This is a genomic window from Knoellia remsis (assembly GCF_003002895.1).
Lineage (GTDB): Bacteria > Actinomycetota > Actinomycetes > Actinomycetales > Dermatophilaceae > Knoellia > Knoellia remsis.
Window position 1 is genome coordinate 67,929 of sequence record NZ_PVTI01000003.1, and the last position, 20,896, is coordinate 88,824.

Here is a 20,896-nt window from a genome sequence, read left to right on the forward strand (position 1 = left end):
CGTTCGCCCGACCCCGCACCAAACCAGCAATAAGTCGGGGATGGGGGGCTCGTCAGGCGGTGGCGACGAGGCCGAGGGTGGCTGGGGTGGCCAGGCCGTCGTGCTTCGGCAGGATCCGCACGGTGTAGCCGAAGGCCCCGCTCGTGCCGAGGGTGACCTCGCCGACGAACTTGCGTCGGCCCTGCTCGTAGCTCTCCTCGAGCCGCATCGGCACCGTCGTCACGTCGTGCAGCTCGTCCCCACCGTTGGCGCGGCCGTGCACGATCTGCACCTCGACGTCCTCCGGTGACAGCTCCCCGAGCGAGACGTAGGTCGCGACGGTGAGCGTCTCGCCGATCTCCGGGCTGTCGCCGAGACCTGAGGACTCGACATGGTCGACGCGCACGCCGGGCCAGGCGCTCCGCGCCTTCTCGATGTATGCCGCGAGCGCGCGGGCCCCAGCGTGGTCGTCTCGCGAGAGAGCCCAGCCGGCGCGGGCCGCGGGGACATAGAGGCGTTCGGTGTACTCCCCCACCATCCGCGTCGCGAGCACCTTCGGCCCGAGCGTCGACACCGTGTGCAGCACCATGGCGAGCCAGTTCTGCGGGAGGTCCTCCTCGTCGACGTCGTAGAAGCGCGGCGCGACCTGCCCCTCGATGAGGTCGTAGAGCGCGTTCGCCTCGATGTCGTCGCGGCGGTCCGGGTCGTCGACGCCGTCGGCGGTCGGGATGGCCCAGCCGTTCTGGCCGTCGAACCACTCGTCCCACCAGCCGTCGAGGATCGAGAGGTTGAGGGCACCGTTGAGTGCGGCCTTCATGCCCGACGTGCCGGACGCCTCGAACGGGCGGAGCGGGTTGTTGAGCCAGACGTCGCAGCCCGGGTAGAGGTGCTGGGCCATCGCGATGTCGTAGTTGGGCAGGAAGGCGATGCGGTGGCGCACCTCCGGGTCGTCGGTGAAGCGCACCATCTGCTGGATGAGCTGCTTGCCCGTGTCGTCGGCCGGGTGCGACTTGCCGGCGATGACGATCTGCACCGGCCGCTCGGGGTCGGTGAGGATCTTCTTGAGGCGCTCGGGGTCGCGCAGCATGAGCGTGAGCCGCTTGTAGGTCGGGACGCGGCGCGCGAAGCCGATGGTGAGGACGTCCGGGTCGAGGATCTCGTCGGTCCAGCCGAGCTCGGCGGGCGACGCGCCGCGCTCGATCCAGGACGCGCGCACCCGGGCACGAGCCTCGTCCACGAGCTGGGAACGCAGCTCACGCTTCGTCGTCCAGACGTCGGCGCGCGGCAGGTCCGCGAGGCGGCTCCACGCGTCGCGGGTCTCCAGCGGGTTCGCGGCATCCTGCTCGAGCACGTCGGCGTGGCTGCTCGCGAGGTCGTAGACCTTGCGGTCCACCCAGGTCGGTGCGTGGACACCGTTGGTGATGCTCGTGATCGGCACCTCATCGGAGTCGAAGCCCGGCCAGAGGCCGTCGAACATGTCCCGGCTCACGACGCCGTGCAGCTTCGAGACGCCGTTGGCGCGCTGGGCGATGTGCAGCCCGAGCACGGCCATGTTGAACACGGCCGGGTCGCCGCCCTCGTACTTCTCGGCGCCGAGCTCGAGCAGTCGGTCGACCGGCACGCCCGGCAGAGCGAGGTCGCCGCCGAAGTAGACCTCGATGAGGCTGCGCTCGAAGCGGTCGATGCCGGCAGGAACCGGGGTGTGGGTCGTGAACACCGTTGCGGCGCGGACCTGTTCGAGCGCCTCGTCGAAGGAGAGGTCGTAGCCCGTGACGAGCTCACTGATCCGCTCGATCGCGAGGAAGCCGGCATGTCCCTCGTTGGAGTGGTAGACGTCCGGAGCCGGCGCCCCCGTGAGGCGGGACCACAGACGCAGGGCGCGCACGCCACCCATACCGAGAAGCAGCTCCTGCTGGAGGCGCTGCTCACCGCCGCCGCCGTAGAGGCGCTCGGTGACGGCGCGCATCGCGTCGTCGTTGCCGGGGACGTCGGAGTCGAGCAGCAGCAGGGGTACCCGGCCCACCTGGGCGCGCCACACCTGGGCGCGCAGCTCTCGGCCACCCGGAAGGCGAAGGGTGACGATCGACGGGGTGCCGTCCTCCTCGCGCAGGAGCGAGAGCGGCAGGTCGTCGGGGTCGAGGACGGGGTAGGTCTCCTGCTGCCAGCCGTCGCGGTTGAGGCTCTGCCGGAAGTAGCCGGTCTTGTAGAACAGGCCGACGCCGACGATCGGGACACCGATGTCGGAGGCCGACTTGAGGTGGTCGCCGGCGAGGATGCCCAGTCCGCCGGAGTACTGCGGCAGGGCGGCGGCGATGCCGTACTCGGGGCTGAAGTAGGCGATCGACCGGGGGGCGCCCGCGTCGCCCTGCTCGGCGGAGAACCGCTGGTACCACCGGTCCTCGCCGAGGTAGCGGTCGAGGTCGGCCTTGGCCTCGTCGACGCGCACCGCGAAGCCCTCGTCGGCGGCGAGCTCGTCGAGTCGCTCGACCGATGTCGCCGACAGCAGCGCCACCGGATCGGCGCCGACCTCGGCCCACCGCTGCGGGTCGATGGACTCGAAGAGGTCCCGCACCGGTGGGTGCCAGCTCCAGCGGAGGTTCATCGCGAGGTCGCCGAGAGCGGCGATCCGAGGGGGCAGGACGGGACGGACGCTGAAGCGACGGATGGCCTTCACGAGGACGCATCCTAGGGGTGCTCCACGGCGTGGCGGAAACGTTTCCACGAGACTTCCACCGAGCGAACCGGAGGCTCGTCGTCGGGCCGGTGGGGCAGGTAGCGTCGGGCGCGTGACCTCGACGCCCCTGCCCACCGACCCCCCGGCCAGCCCGTCGAACCCCAGTGTCGACCCAGACCCCGCCGAGCAGACCGTCCCCCTGAGCACGCCCCCGCAGACGCCGATCGGGCGGATCCCCGTGCTCGACGTCACCCCGGTCGTCGACGGCGGTGCCCGCCCGACGAAGTCCGTCGTCGGCGAGGCCTTCCTCGTCACGGCGACGGTGCTGCGCGAGGGACACGACGCCGTCAACGCGAGCGTCGTCCTCACCGACCCCGACGGCACCGACCACGTGCAGCCCATGGTGTGCACGAACGTCGGGCTCAACCAGTGGGAGGCCGTCGTCACCGCCGACCGCACCGGGCTGTGGACCTTCCGGGTCGAAGGGTGGTCGGACCCCTACGGCACGTGGGAGCACGACGCCACGGTCAAGATCCAGGCCGGGGTCGACACCGACCTCATGCTCGCCGAGGGCGCCCTCTTCCTCGAGCGCGCCGCCGAGACCGAGAACCGCACCCCCGAGGGCGCGGCCCTGTTGCGCCAGGGCGCCGCCACCCTGCGCGACGAGTCCCGCCCCGCCCAGGTCCGTCTGTCCGCCGTGACCCACGGACCCGTGCACGACGAGCTGACGACCACTCCGGTGAGGGACCTCGTGAGCCCGAGTGCGGCATACCCGCTGCTCGTCGAGCGCGAGCTCGCCCTCGCCGGCGCGTGGTACGAGTTCTTCCCCCGCAGCGAAGGCGCGACCTACGACGAGACAACGCACACATGGCGCTCCGGCACGCTGCGCACCGCCGCCGAGCGGCTCGACGCCGTCGCGGACATGGGCTTCGACGTCATCTACCTCACCCCGATCCACCCCATCGGCAGCGCCGCGAAGAAGGGCCCGAACAACACCCTCGACGCCGGCCCCGACGACCCCGGCAGCCCCTACGCCATCGGCTCCCCCGATGGTGGGCACGACGCGATCCACCCCGACCTCGGGACGTTCGAGGACTTCGACGCGTTCGTCGCGCGCGCCCGCGAGCTCGGCCTCGAGGTGGCGCTCGACCTCGCCCTGCAGTGCTCCCCCGACCACCCGTGGGTCGCCGAGCACCCGGAGTGGTTCACGACCCGCGCCGACGGAACGATCGCCTACGCCGAGAACCCGCCGAAGAAGTACCAGGACATCTACCCGCTGAACTTCGACAACGACCCCGCCGGGATCTATGCCGAGGTGCGCCGCGTCGTGCAGGTGTGGATCGACCACGGGGTCACGCTCTTCCGCGTGGACAACCCGCACACGAAGCCGGTCGAGTTCTGGCAGTGGCTCATCCAGGACGTGGCCCAGGACCACCCCGACATCATCTGGCTCAGCGAGGCGTTCACGAAGCCGGCGATGATGCGCACCCTCGCCAAGGTCGGCTTCCAGCAGAGCTACACGTACTACGCGTGGCGCAACACCAAGCCCGAGCTCGAGGAGTACGTCACCGAGCTCGCCGGCGAGACCTCGCCCTACATGCGGCCCAGCTTCTGGCCGACGACGCACGACATCCTCACGCCCTACATGCAGTTCGGCGGGCCGGCGGCCTGGAAGCTGCGCGCCGCCCTCGCCGGGACGCTCGTACCGACCTACGGCATCTATGCCGGCTACGAGCTCATGGAGCACGTCGCGCGACCCGGCGCCGAGGAGCAGATCGACAACGAGAAGTACCAGTACAAGGACCGCGAGTGGTCCTCGTATGACGCGGGCGGACCTCGCGAGGGACAGTCGCTCGCCTACTACCTCAAGCGGCTCAACGAGATCCGTCGAGCGCACCCGGCGCTGCAGTGGCTGCGCAACATCGCCTTCCACCACGCCGACGACGCGAACATCATGGCGTTCAGCAAGCGCCGCATCCTCGACGACGGCCGCGAGGACGTCGTCATCGTCATCGCCAACCTCGACCCGCACTCGACCCGCTGGAGCCGCGTCGTCTTCGACATGGAGGCGCTCGGCCTGCACCCGGACGAGGGGTTCCGCGCCCACGACCTCGTGACCGACCAGTGGTGGGACTTCCACCGCGAGGTCATGGTCCAGCTCGGCCCGGACCACGAGCCGGTGCACATCATCGAGCTCGTCCGCTGGTAAAGGAGGACCTGACCCCATGACGACCACGACCCAGGGCCTCGGCCTGCACCAGCCCGGCCTCAAGCACGACCCCGAGTGGTTCCGCACCGCCGTGTTCTACGAGGTGCTCGTGCGCGCCTTCGGCGACTCCAACGGCTCCGGCGCCGGCGACTTCCAGGGCGTCATCAACCGCCTCGACTATCTGCAGTGGCTCGGCGTCGACTGCCTCTGGCTGCCGCCGTTCTATGCGAGCCCGCTGCGCGACGGCGGCTATGACATCGCCGACTACACGCAGGTGCTGCCCGAGTTCGGGACGCTGCCGGAGTTCAAGCAGCTCATCACCGAGGCGCACGCGCGCGGCATCCGGATCATCACCGACTTCGTCATGAACCACACGAGCGACCAGCACCCGTGGTTCCAGGCCTCGCGCAGCGACCCGGACGGGCCGTATGGCGACTTCTACGTGTGGTCCGACACCGACGACAAGTACACCGACGCGCGGATCATCTTCATCGACACCGAGGTGTCGAACTGGACCTTCGACCCGATCCGGCGGCAGTTCTTCTGGCACCGCTTCTTCAGCCACCAGCCGGACCTCAACTTCGAGAACCCGGCCGTGCACGAGGCGATGTTCGAGGTCGTCCGCTTCTGGATGGACATGGGCATCGACGGGTTCCGTCTCGACGCCGTGCCCTACCTCTACGAGGAGGAGGGGCACAACGGCGAGAATCACCCGAAGACCCACGAGTTCCTCGCGAAGCTGCGCGCGATGGTCGACGAGGAGTACCCCGGCCGGATCCTGCTCGCCGAGGCGAACCAGCCACCGAAGGACGTCGTCGACTACTTCGGCAGCGACGAGTCGCCCGAGTGCCAGATGTGCTTCCACTTCCCGGTCATGCCGATGCTCTACTACGCCCTGCGCGACCAGCGGGCGCAGCCGATCGTCGACGTGCTCGCCGAGACGCCGCCGATCCCGGCCGGCACGCAGTGGGGCACCTTCCTGCGCAACCACGACGAGCTCACCCTCGAGATGGTCACACCGGAGCAGCGCGCCGCGATGTACGGCTGGTACGCCCCCGACCCGCGGATGCGCGCCAACGTCGGCATCCGCCGCCGCCTCGCTCCCCTGCTCGACAACAGCCGCCCCGAGATCGAGCTCATCCACGCGCTCGTCCTCTCGCTGCCGGGCTCGCCGTGCCTCTACTACGGCGACGAGATCGGCATGGGCGACAACATCTGGCTCAACGACCGTGACGCCGTCCGCACGCCGATGCAGTGGACGCCGGACCGCAACGCCGGCTTCTCCGAGGCCGACCCGGGCAAGCTCTACCTGCCTGTCATCAGCTCGCTCGTCTACCACTACAACGGTGTCAACGTCGAGGCGCAGATGGCGACCGGCCACTCGCTGCTGCACTGGTTGCGCGGCATGCTCGGGGTGCGCCGGCTGCACCCGGCGTTCGGTGTCGGCGACTTCCAGATCGTCCCCACCGACAACGAGTCGATCCTCGCCTACACCCGCTCCTACGAGGGCGACCGCGACCGGCACGGAGAGACCTTGCTGTGCATCAACAACCTCTCCGACAAGCCGCAGGCGGCAACTGTCCAGCTGCCTGAATCCCTTGGGGGACAACAGCTCTTCGACCTCTTCGGTGGCGCCAACTTCCCGTGGGTCGCGGCCGACGGACGGGTGACCTTCACGATGGGCAGCCGGGACTTCTTCTGGCTGCGCGTCGGTCAGGAGAGCCGTGGCTGAGATCCTCCACGCCGACCTCGAGCCGACGCGCGCCCAGCTCGTCGAGTCGTGGATCGCCCACCAGCGGTGGTATGCCGCGAAGGGCTCCCAGCCCCGACTGCGGCTCGTCGACTCCTGGCGTCTCGACGACCCCGAAGGGCGCAGCGGGGTCGAGACCCTGATCGTCGCGGACGGCTCCGGGTCGACGCCGGTCCACTACCAGGTGCCGGTCACCTATCGTGACGCACCGCTCGAGGGGCACGAGGACCACCTCATCGGCACGACCGAGCACTCCGTCCTCGGCACGAGATGGGTCTACGACGGGGTGCACGACCCCGCCTACACCGGGGCACTGATGCTGTTCGTCACCGGCGCCGCGGAGGCGCAGTCGGGGTCGGTCTCCGACACCCCCGACCCACGGGTCACGTCGAGCCAGGTGCGCCCGATGCGACCGGTGGTGCGCAGCGCGCGAGTCCTCTCCGGCGAGCAGTCGAACACCTCGATCATCTACGACGCCACCGATGAGGACGGTTCGCCGGCGCCGGTGATCATCAAGGTCTTCCGCATGCTCGCGGACGGTGAGAACCCTGACGTCGTCCTCCAGTCGGCGCTCGTCAGGGCAGGGTCCGACCGCGTCCCCGCCGTCCTCGGCTCGATCGCGGGCGAGTGGACCACGGGCGACGCGCGCACGGCATACGGGCACTTCGCGTTCGCGCAGGAGTTCCTGCCAGGAGTCGAGGATGCATGGCGGGTCGCGCTCCGAGCCGCCGAGGACGGCGAGGACTTCACCGAGCCGGCGCGTGAGCTGGGCGCAGCGACGGCCGAGGTGCACGCGACCCTCGCCGAGGCGCTCGGCACGAGCGAGACCACGCCCGAGGTGGCGCGCGACCTCGTCTCGGGCATGCGCGCGCGGTATGCGGCGGCTGCCGCCGAGGCTCCCGCGCTGCACCAGCACGAGGACGCCGTCATGGCCCTCCTCGATGCCTCGCTCGACGCGAACTGGCCTGCCCTGCAACGCATCCACGGCGACTACCACCTCGGTCAGGTGCTCCGCTCCCCCGAGCGCGGCTGGATCCTCCTCGACTTCGAGGGCGAGCCGCTGCGTCCCCTGTCCGAGCGCACCGAGCCGGACCAGTGGCTGCGCGACATCGCCGGGATGCTCCGCAGCTTCGACTACGCCGGCGGCGCCGTCGAGCACGCCGGCAGTGGCTCGGCCCGCGACTGGGTCACGGCGGCGCAGCAGGCGTTCCTCGACGGCTACACGGCGACGAAGGGTGACGACCCGCGCGACCACGGCACACTGCTCGACGCTTTCGAGCTCGACAAGGCGATGTACGAGGTCGTCTACGAGGTGCGCAACCGCCCGTCGTGGGTGGACATCCCGCTCGCGGCCGTCGAGCGCCTCGCCGCGCGCACCCACGACGGCGCGACGGGCACCCCGGCGCGCACCCGGCATACCGACAAGACCGAGGAGGACCCGACGTGACCCCCACTCCGGAGAACGAGGTCGGCGGCGCGATCAGCGCCCTCATCCAGGGCCGCCACCAGCAGCCCCACGACCTGCTCGGCCAGCACCTCGAGCCCAACGGTCTGCGCATCCGCGCCCTGCGGCCGATGGCGTCGAGCGTGCGCGTGCGCTTCGCCGATGGTGAGGAGCTGCCTCTCGAGCACGAGGCTGAGGGGGTGTGGTCGGCGGTGCGCGAGGGCGCGACCGAGACGATGGACTACCGGCTGCTCGTCGACTGGGGCGACGGCTACGAGCACGTCCAGGACGACCCCTACCGCTTCGCGCCGACGCTCGGCCAGGTCGACCTCCACCTCGTGAACGAGGGGCGCCACGAGCAGCTGTGGAACGTCCTCGGTGCGCGGGTGCACGAGTATGCCGGTCCGCTGGGGCCCGTGCGCGGCACGAGCTTCGCGGTGTGGGCGCCGCGCGCGAAGGCCGTGCGGGTCATCGGTGACTTCAACGGCTGGGACGGCCGGATGCACCCGATGCGGCTCATCGGGTCCAGCGGCGTGTGGGAGCTGTTCGTCCCCGGCGTCGAGGCCGGCGCGACCTACAAGTACGAGATCCGCGGCGCCGATGACGTCGTGCGTGCGAAGGCCGATCCGATGGCCCGGCGCACGCAGGCGCCCCCGGAGACGGGCTCGGTCGTCGAGGAGTCCCGCCACGAGTGGGGTGACGCGGCGTGGATGGAGCGGCGCGCGCAGAGCAACCCGCACACCGGGCCGATGAGCGTCTACGAGGTGCACCTCGGGTCGTGGCGGCAGGGCCTGTCCTACCGCGAGCTCGCCGAGCACCTCGTCAACTACGTGCGCGACCTCGGGTTCACGCACGTCGAGTTCCTGCCGGTCATGGAGCACCCCTATGGGCCGTCGTGGGGCTACCAGGTCACCGGCTACTACGCGCCGACCGCCCGCTTCGGGACGCCGGACGAGTTCAAGTACCTCGTCGACGCGCTCCACCAGGCCGGGATCGGCGTCATCCTCGACTGGGTGCCCGGCCACTTCCCGCGCGACGACTGGGCGCTGGCACGCTTCGACGGGCTGCCGCTCTACGAGCACCCCGACCCCCGTCGCGGCGACCAGCCCGACTGGGGCACGCACATCTTCGACTTCGGCCGGCTCGAGGTGCGCAACTTCCTCGTCGCCAACGCGCTCTACTGGCTCGAGGAGTTCCACGTCGACGGACTGCGCGTCGACGCCGTCGCCTCCATGCTCTACCTCGACTACTCCCGCAAGGACGGCGAGTGGCTGCCCAACGTCCATGGCGGGCGCGAGCACCTCGAGGCGATCGGGCTGCTCCAGGAGACCAACGCCACGGCATACAAGCGCGTCCCCGGCATCGTCACCGTCGCCGAGGAGTCGACGTCGTGGCCCGGCGTGACGAAGCCGACGAGCGGCGGCGGGCTCGGCTTCGGGCTGAAGTGGAACATGGGCTGGATGAACGACTCGCTGCGCTACCTGCACGAGCGGCCGATCGACCGGCAGTTCCACCACCACCTGCTGACCTTCGCGCTCATGTATGCCTACAGCGAGAACTACCTCCTGCCGATCAGCCACGACGAGGTCGTCCACGGCAAGGGCTCACTCGTGAACAAGGCGCCGGGCAACCGCACCGAGCAGCTCGCGACGGTGCGCGCGTTCCTCGCGTACATGTGGGCGCACCCGGGCAAGCAGCTGCTGTTCATGGGCTGCGAGTTCGCCCAGCCGAGCGAGTGGGCCGACGGGCGATCGCTCGACTGGTGGCTCCTCGACCAGCCGGCGCACTACCGCGTGCACAACCTCGTCAAGGAGCTCAACCGGATCTACCGCGAGCACCCGGCACTGTGGGCCCTCGACTCGGTGCCGGCAGGGTTCGAGTGGCTCGACGCCGACGACAACAGCGGCAACACCTACTCGTTCGTGCGGTTCGCGGACCCAATACGGCAGAGCGGTGACGTCGTTGCCTGCGTCGTGAACTTCGGCGGCGAGGACAAGGAGTGGATCCGGGTCGGGCTGCCGCGGGGCGGCCAGTGGCGGGTCATCCTCGACACGAGTGGCTACGACCAGCACGGCTCGCCGAGCCAGGCCGACGTCGTCCTCGACGCGGTGCAGGAGCCGTGGAACAACCAGCCGTTCCACGTCACCGTGCGCCTTGCCGGGCTGAGCGCGCTCTACCTCGCACCGGTCGTGGACGAGGTCGTCGAGGAGGTCGTCGAGGAGGTCGTGGACGACGTCGCCGAGGTCGTCGAGGCGCCGGCTGAGGTCACCCCGCCGCCACCTGCAACGACAGGGTGACGCTCACCGTCGCGCCGACCTCGACGCCCTCGGCGCGACGGACCGCGTCCTTGAGCGGCAACAGGTAGCCGCCGTCCTTGGGGAACAGCGACGTCGTGAACTCGGTGTCGCCGAGCCGTGCGGTGACGGGGATTGCTCCCCACCCATAGGTGAGCAGGCGCTTGTGGTCCTCGACGACGCCCGCCTCGTTCTCCGGCAGCGCGACGAAGACGTAGGGCGCGGGTCCCCGCCACTCGATGACCTCACCACTGAACTCGAGCTCCACGAGCCTCACCCTAGGCGCCGAGGGCATGGCGCGGCCCCGGGGCGACTGACACGATGGGGGCATGACCGACCCGCGCGCAGGACAGCCCGCCCAGCCCAGCGACCTCGTCGACGTCCCCCACCTCGTCACGGCGTACTACGCGCTCGAGCCCGACCCCGACGACGTGAGCCAGCAGGTCGTCTTCGGCACGTCCGGGCACCGCGGCTCGTCCCTGAAGACGGCCTTCAACGAGGCGCACATCCTCGCGACGACCCAGGCGATCGTGGACTACCGGCGCGAGCAGGGCTTCGACGGGCCGCTCTTCCTCGGGCGCGACACCCACGGGCTGTCGGAGCCGGCGTGGACGACGGCGCTCGAGGTGCTCGGTGCCAACGACGTCACCGTCCTCGTCGACGCGGCCGACGGCTGGACGCCGACACCTGCGGTGTCGCACGCGATCCTGCGCGCCAACCGGGGCAAGGTCACCGGAGTCGACGGTATGCCGTCCGGTGCCGGTCTCGCCGATGGCATCGTCGTCACACCGTCGCACAACCCGCCGACCGACGGCGGGTTCAAGTACAACCCTCCCCACGGCGGTCCGGCCGACTCGGATGCGACGAAAACCATTGCGGCGCGGGCGAACGAGCTCATCCGCGGCGGCCTCAAGGACGTCAAGCGGATCCCGTTCGCGCGCGCCCGAGCCGGCGCGACGGCATACGACTTCCTCGGCACCTACGTCGACGACCTGCCTTCCGTCGTCGACGTCGACAAGGTGCGCGAGGCCGGAATCCGGATCGGCGCCGACCCGCTCGGCGGGGCGTCCGTCGACTACTGGGGCGCCATCGCCGAGCGGCACCGCCTCGACCTCACGGTGGTCAACCCGCTCGTCGACGCGACGTGGCGGTTCATGACCCTCGACTGGGACGGCAAGATCCGGATGGACTGCTCGTCGCCGTACGCCATGGCTTCGCTCATCGGGCGCAAGGACGAGTACGCCATCGCCACCGGCAACGACGCCGACGCCGACCGGCACGGCATCGTCACGCCCGACGGCGGGCTGATGAACCCCAACCACTACCTGTCCGTGGCGATCCAGTACCTCTACGGTGGCGCGCGGCCGCAGTGGCGTGAGGACGGGTTCGTGGGCAAGACGCTCGTGTCGAGCTCGATGATCGACCGGGTCGCTGAAGACCTGGGCCGGCGCCTCGTCGAGGTCCCGGTCGGGTTCAAGTGGTTCGTGCCGGGCCTGCTCGACGGGTCCGGGCCCTTCGGTGGCGAGGAGTCGGCGGGCGCCTCGTTCCTGCGGATGGACGGGTCGGTCTGGACGACGGACAAGGACGGGATCATCCTCGCCCTGCTCGCCTCCGAGATCCTCGCGGTGACCGGCAGGAGCCCGAGCGAGCACTACGGCGAGCTGACCGCGAAGCACGGCTCACCGGCATACGCGCGCATCGACGCACCGGCAGACCGCGAGCAGAAGACTCGCCTTGCCGCCCTCACGCCCGACGCCGTCAGCGCGGAAACCCTTGCGGGAGAACCGATCACGGCCAAGCTCACCGAAGCGCCCGGCAACGGCGCCCCCATCGGCGGCCTCAAGGTCGTCACGGAGTCGGCGTGGTTCGCGGCCCGACCGAGCGGCACCGAGGACGTCTACAAGATCTATGCCGAGAGCTTCAAGGGCGAGGAGCACCTGGCGCAGGTCCAGGCCGAGGCCAAGGATGTCGTGAGCGCCGCCCTCGACGGCTGAGGACGGCGCTCACGAATGCTGGCGAGAGGCAGGGTCACCGGAAGGCGCCGACCGTGGCCGCGCGCTCGGTGAGCTTGCGGGCGTTGTCGTTCGTGGTCGTCGTGCCCATCGGGACACCGCCGTAGGTGATGCGCGGGTTCGACCAGTAGTTGAGGCGGGTGCAGCCCGACGTGCAGTTGTAGGCCATGATCGTGCGCCACTTGCCGGCCGGGTACTGGTAGCCGTGCGCGTAGCCGGACGTGCCCGAGTTCGCCGGGTCGTGCTCGGCGCCCTGGTTGTGGCCGATCTCGTGACCGAAGCTGTAGTAGCCGGTGGCGCACGACGTCGCGACGACGGAGAAGGCGGTCGCGGCGGTCGCGTTGAGGTATCCGATGCCGCAGTAGGCCGTGCCGGTCGTCAGGAGGACGTTGACGTCGGCGCCGACCTGGTCGCGGACCGCGTGCATGTCGTCGAGGTAGCCGTCGTTCGTGCCGCTGAACCGGTTGAGGTCCGTGCTGAAGTTGCCCGTCTCGCTATAGGGCGAGTTGCGGTAGCCGGCGAGCTCCATCGTGATCGGGATGCCCGAGTTCGCGTAGCCGGTGTTCGTCTCGGCGACGGCCTGCTCGGCGATGGCCTGTGCCGACCCGCCGTTCTGCGCGGCCGCCTGGGCGGACGCGACGACGAGGACGCGGATGACGGTGTTGGCCGTCGTGCCGCCCGGAGTGGTCGGAGCGGGCTTCTTGGCCGTGAGATTCCTGCCTCCACCGTCGGGCAGGGTGTCGGGGTGTTCGGCAGGCATCGCGGCGAGGTCGACCTCGGTGAGGACATGGCTGCCGCGGGCCCCGGGGGCGATCCGGAAGAGTCGCTCGCCGAGCTGGACGCTGGCGGTGACCTCGTTGCCGCGGCGGACGAACGTCACGTCGTACTGCGTGCCGGAGATCCGGCCGGACCAGACCTTCGAGCCGCTCGAGTTCGTTGTGGCGCGGGTGCGCTCGGCGACGACGTGACGGTCACCGAGGTCGATCGCGACCGTGCCGGACTCGAGCGCGCGGGCGTCGAGGCGGATGACGCTGCGGTCCTTGGCGACCGGGTCCTGGGCGCCACGGGCGTTCTCGGCGGACTGCGCGGAGGCGGAGGCGGCACCGAGGACGAGCTCGGGCGGCGCGTCACCCGAGGCGCTGGCGGCACCGGTGACGGCGAGCGGCGCGGCGGTGAGCGCGGCGATGGCGGGAATGCTGAGTCGACGCAGCAGGGTCATGGCATCTCCTGTCGGGGCTGCGGTGACGGTCGTCACCGCGTCCTCCTGACGCTAGGAGCCGGCCCACAAAGGCACGGTCAAGAACGCACCAAGCCCCGGTCAACACTGGACTCGGCGACCGTGAGGTCACCCCTCTCGAGCACGCCACTGGTCTGGCCAGACCTGACCAGACCCGCGTAGGATCCCACCATGACGACCGTCAACATCTACGAGGCGAAGTCCTCCTTCAGCAGGCTCATCGCCGCGGCTGAGGCGGGCGAGACGGTCGTCATCGCGCGCAACGGCAAGCCCGTCGCCCAGCTCGGTCCCGTGCCGACCCGACAGCCCGTGCGCTTCGGTGACCTCGCGGGCATGGTCGTCATCTCCGACGACTTCGACACGTGGGACGAGCAGGACGAGGCCGACTGGTACGGCGCATGAGGCTGCTCCTCGACACCCACGTCGCGCTCTGGGTCCGAGTCGATGCGCCGGAGCTCCCTGACGCCTTCCGCCAAGCCCTGCTCGACCCGGGCAACGAACCGTTGGTCTCCACCATCTCGCTCGCGGAGATTGCGGTGAAGAAGGCCGTCGGCAAGCTCGCTCTCGACCAGGACTTCCGCGTCGGCCTCGGGGCCGTGGGACTGGACGAGCTGCCGTTCACCGGGGCTCATGCCTCAGCTCTCGACGTCCTGCCCCTGCTGCATCGCGACCCGTTCGACCGCATGCTCGTGGCCCAGGCGATCGCCGAGGACCTGACCTTCCTCACCGTCGACGAGCAATGCCTGCGCTACGACGTCCGCAGACTGTGACGTCGTAGCGCCGCAGCACCGCTCAGGCCACCACCCCCGAGAGGCGGTGCTGTTCGTCGTTCAGCCACATGCCGAGCAGGCCGCCGAAGTGCGCCTCGAACCGCTCCCACTCGTGCGGCGGGTAGGTCTGCTGGATCGTCGACTGGAGCATGACCCGGAACTCGTCCGACCCGACCCACTCATGCACCATCTCGTCGACGTGCGGCAGCGAGGTCGCGCAGAACTCGGCGTACTGCTCGCTCGTGAAGTGCTCGTCCGCGAGCCCTTGGTATGCCGCGAGCTTGCCTTCGTAGTCGAGCGCGTCGTCGTCGGCGACCGCGAACCACGGGTCGGTGTCGACCTGGGTGCGGGCGACGCGGCCGGTGACGGTGCAGAACACCGACCAGCGCAGCAAGGCCTTCATGGCCCACGGGAAGTAGTAGTGCAGCGACGTCACCGCGACGTCGGGGCACGCGTTGGCGTAGTCGATGGGGTACACGACCCCGTCGCGCACGAGCATCTCGCACGAGTTGAACTCCCACCGGAAGAACGCGTTGACGGTCTGCGCGATGGTGACCGCCTCGCGGCCGGTCGACTCCGACAGGAAGCCGTGGTCGACGGCATACCGGTGGTGCATCGGCTCGTCGGGCTGGAACTTCATCACCATCGTCTCGGGCCCGATGGTGAGCGCCCGGGCGAAGACCTCGAAGCCGTCGACGGCCTTCTGCAGGTGCATGAGCATCTCGCCGGAGTCGTCGTAGGCCCGGTGCAACGCGTCTCGGTCCTTGATCATCGAGACGCCGCGCCAGGCACCGCCGTCGAAGGGCTTCATGAACATCGGGTAGCCGAGGTCGTCGGCGATGGCGTCGAGGTCGAAGCCACGGTTGTAGCGGCTCGAGGTGTAGGCCCAGCGCGCGTTGTCGACAGGGTTCTTGTAGGGCACGAGCACCGTGTCGGGCACGTGCATGCCGAGACGCATGAGGGCGCAGTAGGCCGAGTGCTTCTCCATGGACTGGAAGGTGAACGGGCTGTTGAGCAGGTAGACGTCGTCCATGAGCGAGGCCTTCTTGAGCCACTCGCGCGGGTGGTAGTACCAGTGCGCGAGCCGGTCGATGACGAGGTCCTGCCGGGGCCGGTCGCGCAGGTTGAACGGCTCGATCGTCATGCGCTCCGTCGTGACCCGGTGGTCCGCACCGTCCGCTGTCCGGATGACTCCCAACCTGCGGGCCAGCGCCTCGAAGACGGTGGGCCAGTCGTCCTCCGCCCCGAGCAGGAGGCCGATGAGGTGGTCGGTCTGCGGTGCCATGAGGGTGTCCTTCCGGGTGGGGGGGTCGGCAGGTCGAGAGGTCAGACGAAGCGGGGCAGGTGGTGGGCGAGCTGGCGCTGCCACCATGGCCAGTCGTGGGCGCTGTCGTGGCCCCACACGTCGAGCTCGTGACGAATTCCCTTCTCCCCCAACAGTCCTGCGAAGTGTCGAGTCGACGGCAGAGCCTGCGTGGGGCTCACCTCGAACGGCCCTTCTCCGACGACGAGCAGCACCGAGAGCCGTTCGCGCAGCCAGTCGAGGTGGTCACCGTGGAGTCCGGGCACGTATGCCGTGGGGTTGGCGAAGTAGGTCGCGTCACCGACCTCACCCCACGAGTTCCACGTCGTGGGGTCGTAGTTGCCGGAGAAGCCGAGGGCGAGCGGGGCGAGGTCGGCGCGCTGGAAGGCGAACTGCACTGCATGGTAGGCGCCGAGTGAGACCCCGAAGGTCATGAGCTCGGGTGGGCCCCCGACCTCTTCGGCGATCCACGGGATGACGGCCTCCTCGAGCCATGCCTGGTAGCAGGCGTGGCGGTTGGCGCGCTCCTCCGTCGGCACGTCACGCGCGGCCCACGTCCACCCGTCGAGCGAGTCGACGGCGAAGACGCTGACGCGCCCGGCGTCCACGAGGTCACGGACCGCGTCGAGCATGCCGTGGCCCTCGAAGTCGACGGCGCTGCCGCCCTCACTCGGGAACGCGAGCAGCGGGCGCCCCCAGTGACCGTGCCGCACGACACTCAGCTCGGTGTCGAGCCCGGGCACCTGCAGACTCACCTCGGCGTGGGGCATGCGCCCTATCCTTGCCTGTTCCCCCACACGTCTCGCAAGACTTCGGTGAGATGCGGGTCGAGCGCATCGCGCCACGCGGTGTAGTTGTGCAGATCCGCGACCTCCGTGTAGGTCACCGTGTGACCGGCCCGCTGGAGCGCGGCGGCCATGTCGCGGTTGTTCGCGGCGTTCTCCTCCAGGGCTCCACAGGTCATGCCGATGCGCAGCGGTCGCGCGGTCTCGCGGGTGTCGAGCACCTCCTGCACACGGCGGGAGATCCGTCCGAACCACGGGAAGTCGCTCTCCTGCCCGTCGAGGCGCGTCTGGAAGAACGACCCCGACTGCGAGAACACCCCACCGATCTCGTCGACGTCGAGCAGCCCGACGAGCAGCGCCGTGAGACCGCCGAGGCTCGCACCCATGACGACGACGGGACCGTCGACCGGTGCCACCTCGGCGATGCGCGAGATGCCTTGTCCCGCAATGGTTCTCAGATACTGCGGCGACCCCGAGTACCACGCGTCACGCAGCACCGGGTGCGCCAGCGCGAGCCGGTGCGGAGGCAGCGAACCGGCCGCGATCATCGCCGCCGAGTACTGCGTGAGGGAGGCCAGCGTGGCGTACTCCGGACCGTCGTGGACGAAGAGCAGCGGCAGCGCGGCCCCGTCCGTCCCCTCGGGCGACCACAGCGTCACCGGCACGTCGTCGGCGGTCTCCCCCTCGAGCGCCAGGTCGGTGACCACACCGGGAACGCCCGTCGCCGACAGCCACGACGGCGCGGCATACCCGGGAAGCTCCATGACCGAGCGTGAGCCGAACGCGGTCTCGACGGTGACCGGGTTGTCGGGGTCGAGCACCGTCTCGGTCGTCGAGCCGTCCAACCCGTCGCGGGTCACGGTGAAGCGGTACTCGAACCGGTCGAGCGGGGGCCGGGGCAGGGCGAGCTCCCAACCGTCACCCGCGCGCATGAAGTGCCGCGATCCGGCGATGGCCGAGTCGCAGTCGAGCGCCACGGAGACGACGTCGTCCGCCCCGGCGAACCGGAAGCGGATGTGGTCGTCGAGGAGCTTGGGCGCCACCTCAGAAGAGGGCGTTCATTAGCGCCGTGCGGCCCTGGCGCACGCGCTCGTCGTGGTTGCCGACGACGTTGAAGAGCTCGAGCAGGTGGGTGCGGGCCTTGTCGCGCTCGTCCCCCGTCGTCGCCTTGACCGTGTCGATGAGACGGGTGAACGCGTCGGCGACGTGACCGCCGAGGACGTCGAGGTCAGCGACGGCGATCTGCGCGTCGACGTCCTCGGGCGAGGCAGCTGCCGCAGCCCGAACCGCCTGTGCGTCAATGCCGTCGGTGCGCTGCATGAGCCGCACCTGCGCGAGCCCGAGCTCCGCGTCGTGGTCCTTCGGGTCGGCCGCGAGCGCCTTCTCGTATGCGGCGATCGCGCCGTCGAGGTTGCCCGCCTCGATCGCGTCGTAGGCCTCCTGGTGCAGCGGCGGCAGCGGCGGCATCTCGTCATCGGCGCCGTCGCCGTCAGCGCCCCCGCCGCCGGGGCCGAGGTCGACCCGGCCGGTGATGCCGTTCTGGATCGCGGCCTGGACGAGCTGGTCGAGGACGGTGCGGATCTCCTCGTCGCCGGGCAGCCCGGGGAAGAGCGGGACCGGCTGGCCCTGGAGGAGTCCGAACGTCACCGGCACGGTGAGCTGCCCGAAGGCCTGGACGACGACCTGCTGGAACGCCTGGAGGATCGACGGGGAGGCCTGCACGTCGACCGAGGCGACGAAGAGCCGCCCCTCGAACCCGGCGGCGACGCGGGCGACCCGCTCGGCGAACCCGACCGTCGCCTGGTGCGCCGAGGACCACAGGACGAGCACGGCCGGCACCTGCAGGGTCCGGTTCATGACCTCGGAGAAGGTCGCGTCGGTCACCTCGACGAGGATCCCGCTCGGCAGGCCGGCGCCCGCACCGCCGGCGCCCGAGGCACCGGCCGCCGAGGCGCCGAGCGCACCCGAGCCCGCGGACGGCATACCGCTCGATCCGGGCGCACCACCGGCGCCGGGAGCGGGGGCACCCGAGGCGAGGGCGGAGAGGTCGACGGCGCCGCGCGCGCCGGAGGGCGGAGTCGGGGTCGTGCTCATGGGCACAGTCTGTCAAACCCGTCGACGGGCCGACGATCGCCTCAGCTGGCCGACCCGGAGACGACCTGCTCGTCGGCGGCCACGGTGCGCGCTGCACCCTTGGGCGGGACGACCATGACGATGCTCTCGAGGTTGTTGATGACGATGTTCTTGGTCGCCGTCGTCTTGCCCACGAGCTTGCTGTATTTCGCCGGGATCTTGAGCTCCTTGGCCTTCGCCGTGGCGGTGATCGTGTCCTTGCGGGCGAGCTGCCCGAAGGTGACGGTCCCACCGTCGGCGAGACGGAAGGCGATGACGGACTTCGGGTCGAGGGTGTGCACCTGGGTCAGCGTCGCCAGGCCGTTCAGCGCCTTCGCCTGGGCCTCCGCGGTGGTCCGCAGCCGCGTGGCATAGGCGTCCTTCGTCGCGACGGCCTTGTTCGCGGTCGGCTTGGGGTAGTTGATCGCCGCCGCGTATGCCGCGAGCGCGGCCTGCGGAGCGAGGGTGCCGCCCGCCTTGTCGGTCGGCTTCGCGAGCGGGGCGCCTGCGGCCAGGTCTCCGAGCGCCGGGACGCTCGTGCCGGCCAGCATGTCCACGGACGCGTACACCTTGAACGGCTCGGTCGCCTTGCCGGACAGCAGCACGTGCAGGGTCTGCGTCTTGCTCGCCTCGTCCAGCGTGGCGGCGAGGATCGCACGCGGGAACTGCTGGCCCTGCGAGATGGCGATGACCTGCGGGTCGGCACCCTTGCTGAGCGGAGCGGCCTTGGGCGCGGACCCGACCTTGGTGGCGGCCTGGGCCTGGCTCAGGGCCGAGCCCGCGAGCACGGCGGACTGGGCCTTCGCCGCGCCGGCACCAGTGGCGGACCGCGCCGCCGAGGCGGATGCGAGCACGCGCGCGGCCACCGTCTCGGCGCCGTCGACGTTGAGGGGGGCGACGTCCTTGCGCTCGGCGGGGGCGTCGTGGAGGCCGACGACGGCGCTGCCGACGCCGCACCCGGTGAGGCCGGCGACGAGAGCGGCGGCGGCGATGGTCGTGGTCAGCGTGCGGCGGGTCATGCGGAGTGCTCCGGGGTCGTGGTCGTGCGTCGCGGCCGGGCGCTCCAGAGGAGGCTGGCGCCGCTGAGGAGGAGGAAGAGGCCGACGAGGGCGAGGATGACGGCCTGGAGGAACCAGGACTTGCGCTCCCAGGTCAGCTCGATCGTCTGGATGCCGCCCTTCGCCGCCTGGACGATGACGGTCTCGGGGGCGTTGGACTGCTCGATGGTCATCGTCGCCGCGCGTCCGGCCTCGCCCGTGACGGTGTTGCGCCAGACGTCGGTGCCTGAGAGTGGCGGGGTCGCGCCGGAGCCGCCGGTCTCGGTCCGCAGCTCCCAGGGCCGCGTGTCGACGCCCGTGACCGTGGTGTGCGCCGTCTTGCCGACGACCGCCTCGGCGTCCGAGGGCGACGCGGCGGCCATCCAGACCGTGCCGCCGGGCACGGGCGTGGCACGCACCGTGACGAGGTCGTCGGTCCGGTTGAGGACGGTCTGCGGCACGAGCACCGGGTTCGTCGCGGTGGGGTTGGCGGTGAAGGTCGCGGTTCCGGAGCCACCGAGGTGGGTGGCGTACCAGAGACCGATCACGGTGAGCACGAGGCCGAGGACGGCCAGGACGCCACCGACGACCCGCTTGGCGAGCGTGGGCATGCAGGGGTTCCTTTGTCAGGCAGGGAGCGCGCCGAACGAAGACGAGATCACGGTGAAATGTCTCATTTCGGTCACGGACTGACGTCCACCATGACAAACGGACGGCCTCGAGGCCAAATCCGCTGCTGTGGACCTGCTGTGACGTATGCCGTCCCTAGACCTCGTCGTCGAAGTCGCCGGCCGCGACCCGAACGTCCCTGAGCAGGGCGAACAGCATGTCCTGTCCCGGCTCGTCGAGGCTGCCGAGCCCGAACCGCGCCTGCTCGAGGTCGGCCGTCGTCGCCTCCATCGCCGCTCGTCCGGCGTCGGTGATCACGGCGAACGCGCCCCGTCGGTCGGCAGGGTTGGCGACGCGCTCGACGAACCCTTGGGCCGCGAGCCGCTGGACGATGTTCGTCGCACTCGTGGGGTGGACCATGAGCCGTTCGCCGATGCGCCCCATGGAGAGGCGGCCCTCGCGGCTGAACGCGAGCAGGACGAGCGCCTCGTAGCGCGCGAAGGTCAGGCCGTGCCGGCCGGCGATGGCGTCGAACTCGCTGAGGAGCAGCTGCTGCACGCGCATGATCGACGTCGCGGTCATCATCGGGCCGGCGGCACTGTCGTCGCCCCAGCGGGCGCGCCACAGCTCTCCGGCCCGGGCGATCGGGTCGAACGGCAGCTGGAGGTCCTTGGGCACGGG

17 protein-coding genes are annotated in these 20,896 nt (G+C 70.3%); 7 read left to right on the top strand and 10 right to left on the bottom strand.

Annotated features, from left to right (window positions below):
- Positions 1-52 precede the first annotated feature (52 nt).
- A complete protein-coding gene (gene glgP, locus BCF74_RS02800; RefSeq protein ID WP_106296436.1) occupies positions 53-2,653 on the bottom strand; it encodes an alpha-glucan family phosphorylase in 2,601 nt (866 codons plus the stop codon).
- Here glgP and BCF74_RS02805 point away from each other — a divergent pair.
- Genes BCF74_RS02805 through glgB form a run of 4 tightly spaced genes read left to right on the top strand, consistent with a single transcriptional unit; the run spans position 2,643 to position 10,353 of the window.
- Positions 2,643-4,862, top strand: coding sequence for an alpha-1,4-glucan--maltose-1-phosphate maltosyltransferase (locus BCF74_RS02805; protein ID WP_425432798.1), 2,220 nt, complete (start codon positions 2,643-2,645; stop codon positions 4,860-4,862). The genes glgP and BCF74_RS02805 overlap by 11 nt on opposite strands.
- Before the next feature lie 16 nt (positions 4,863-4,878).
- The gene (gene treS, locus BCF74_RS02810) at positions 4,879-6,594 is read left to right on the top strand and encodes a maltose alpha-D-glucosyltransferase (protein WP_106296437.1); all 1,716 of its coding nucleotides are present in this window, start codon (positions 4,879-4,881) and stop codon (positions 6,592-6,594) included.
- On the top strand, positions 6,587-8,059 hold the full coding sequence (locus BCF74_RS02815; protein WP_106296438.1) for a maltokinase N-terminal cap-like domain-containing protein: 1,473 nt from the start codon (positions 6,587-6,589) through the stop codon (positions 8,057-8,059). The genes treS and BCF74_RS02815 overlap by 8 nt, the downstream gene beginning before the upstream one ends.
- Positions 8,056-10,353 carry a 1,4-alpha-glucan branching protein GlgB gene (glgB, locus tag BCF74_RS02820; protein ID WP_106296439.1) on the top strand — a complete coding sequence of 766 codons (2,298 nt, stop codon included), beginning with the start codon at positions 8,056-8,058 and terminating at the stop codon, positions 10,351-10,353. The genes BCF74_RS02815 and glgB overlap by 4 nt, the downstream gene beginning before the upstream one ends.
- Here the strand turns inward: glgB and BCF74_RS02825 are convergent.
- Positions 10,322-10,618 (bottom strand): DUF1905 domain-containing protein, encoded by a 297-nt coding sequence (locus tag BCF74_RS02825; protein WP_106296440.1) that lies wholly within the window; start codon positions 10,616-10,618, stop codon positions 10,322-10,324. The genes glgB and BCF74_RS02825 overlap by 32 nt on opposite strands.
- 61 nt (positions 10,619-10,679) lie before the next feature.
- Here BCF74_RS02825 and pgm point away from each other — a divergent pair, with 61 nt between their 5' ends.
- Complete coding sequence (pgm, locus tag BCF74_RS02830) at positions 10,680-12,344, top strand: phosphoglucomutase (alpha-D-glucose-1,6-bisphosphate-dependent) (protein ID WP_106296441.1); 1,665 nt, start codon at positions 10,680-10,682, stop codon at positions 12,342-12,344.
- 34 nt (positions 12,345-12,378) lie between these two features.
- Here pgm and BCF74_RS02835 read toward each other — a convergent pair whose 3' ends face one another.
- Positions 12,379-13,581 (bottom strand): M12 family metallo-peptidase, encoded by a 1,203-nt coding sequence (locus BCF74_RS02835; protein ID WP_106296442.1) that lies wholly within the window; start codon positions 13,579-13,581, stop codon positions 12,379-12,381.
- Positions 13,582-13,770: 189 nt separating this feature from the next.
- Between BCF74_RS02835 and BCF74_RS02840 the strand changes: the two genes are divergently transcribed.
- On the top strand, positions 13,771-14,001 hold the full coding sequence (locus BCF74_RS02840; protein WP_106296443.1) for a type II toxin-antitoxin system Phd/YefM family antitoxin: 231 nt from the start codon (positions 13,771-13,773) through the stop codon (positions 13,999-14,001).
- Entirely contained in the window at positions 13,998-14,369 is a 372-nt protein-coding gene (locus BCF74_RS02845; protein WP_106296444.1) for a type II toxin-antitoxin system VapC family toxin, read from the top strand. Before BCF74_RS02840 ends, BCF74_RS02845 begins: the two co-directional genes overlap by 4 nt.
- 22 nt (positions 14,370-14,391) lie before the next feature.
- Here the strand turns inward: BCF74_RS02845 and BCF74_RS02850 are convergent, their stop codons facing one another.
- From BCF74_RS02850 to BCF74_RS02880, 7 genes are all read right to left on the bottom strand, one after another.
- On the bottom strand, positions 14,392-15,654 hold the full coding sequence (locus tag BCF74_RS02850) for an ATP-grasp domain-containing protein (protein ID WP_106296445.1): 1,263 nt from the start codon (positions 15,652-15,654) through the stop codon (positions 14,392-14,394).
- A 41-nt stretch (positions 15,655-15,695) separates the two neighbouring features.
- Positions 15,696-16,442 carry an esterase family protein gene (locus BCF74_RS02855; RefSeq protein WP_106296446.1) on the bottom strand — a complete coding sequence of 249 codons (747 nt, stop codon included), beginning with the start codon at positions 16,440-16,442 and terminating at the stop codon, positions 15,696-15,698.
- A gap of 5 nt (positions 16,443-16,447) precedes the next feature.
- Positions 16,448-17,500, bottom strand: a complete 1,053-nt coding sequence (locus tag BCF74_RS02860) for an alpha/beta hydrolase (RefSeq protein ID WP_106296447.1) — start codon at positions 17,498-17,500, stop codon at positions 16,448-16,450.
- Between the two features lies 1 nt (position 17,501).
- Positions 17,502-18,551, bottom strand: coding sequence for a tetratricopeptide repeat protein (locus BCF74_RS02865; RefSeq protein WP_106296448.1), 1,050 nt, complete (start codon positions 18,549-18,551; stop codon positions 17,502-17,504).
- Positions 18,552-18,592: 41 nt separating this feature from the next.
- Positions 18,593-19,588: a hypothetical protein gene (locus tag BCF74_RS02870; RefSeq protein ID WP_106296449.1), complete on the bottom strand. Its 996-nt coding sequence runs from the start codon at positions 19,586-19,588 to the stop codon at positions 18,593-18,595.
- Positions 19,585-20,217 carry a hypothetical protein gene (locus tag BCF74_RS02875; protein ID WP_106296450.1) on the bottom strand — a complete coding sequence of 211 codons (633 nt, stop codon included), beginning with the start codon at positions 20,215-20,217 and terminating at the stop codon, positions 19,585-19,587. Before BCF74_RS02875 ends, BCF74_RS02870 begins: the two co-directional genes overlap by 4 nt.
- A gap of 154 nt (positions 20,218-20,371) precedes the next feature.
- Positions 20,372-20,893: a MarR family winged helix-turn-helix transcriptional regulator gene (locus BCF74_RS02880; protein ID WP_106296451.1), complete on the bottom strand. Its 522-nt coding sequence runs from the start codon at positions 20,891-20,893 to the stop codon at positions 20,372-20,374.
- Positions 20,894-20,896: the final 3 nt, after the last annotated feature.

Coding starts and splice junctions, on each gene's coding strand:
- pgm (WP_106296441.1), top strand. CDS start 10,680: ATGACCGACCCGCGCGCAGGACAGCCCGCCCAGCCCAGCGACCTCGTC.
- BCF74_RS02875 (WP_106296450.1), bottom strand. CDS start 20,217: ATGCCCACGCTCGCCAAGCGGGTCGTCGGTGGCGTCCTGGCCGTCCTC.
- BCF74_RS02850 (WP_106296445.1), bottom strand. CDS start 15,654: ATGGCACCGCAGACCGACCACCTCATCGGCCTCCTGCTCGGGGCGGAG.
- BCF74_RS02840 (WP_106296443.1), top strand. CDS start 13,771: ATGACGACCGTCAACATCTACGAGGCGAAGTCCTCCTTCAGCAGGCTC.
- BCF74_RS02805 (WP_425432798.1), top strand. CDS start 2,643: ATGGCCTTCACGAGGACGCATCCTAGGGGTGCTCCACGGCGTGGCGGA.
- BCF74_RS02865 (WP_106296448.1), bottom strand. CDS start 18,551: ATGAGCACGACCCCGACTCCGCCCTCCGGCGCGCGCGGCGCCGTCGAC.
- BCF74_RS02855 (WP_106296446.1), bottom strand. CDS start 16,442: ATGCCCCACGCCGAGGTGAGTCTGCAGGTGCCCGGGCTCGACACCGAG.
- BCF74_RS02845 (WP_106296444.1), top strand. CDS start 13,998: ATGAGGCTGCTCCTCGACACCCACGTCGCGCTCTGGGTCCGAGTCGAT.
- treS (WP_106296437.1), top strand. CDS start 4,879: ATGACGACCACGACCCAGGGCCTCGGCCTGCACCAGCCCGGCCTCAAG.
- BCF74_RS02870 (WP_106296449.1), bottom strand. CDS start 19,588: ATGACCCGCCGCACGCTGACCACGACCATCGCCGCCGCCGCTCTCGTC.
- BCF74_RS02835 (WP_106296442.1), bottom strand. CDS start 13,581: ATGACCCTGCTGCGTCGACTCAGCATTCCCGCCATCGCCGCGCTCACC.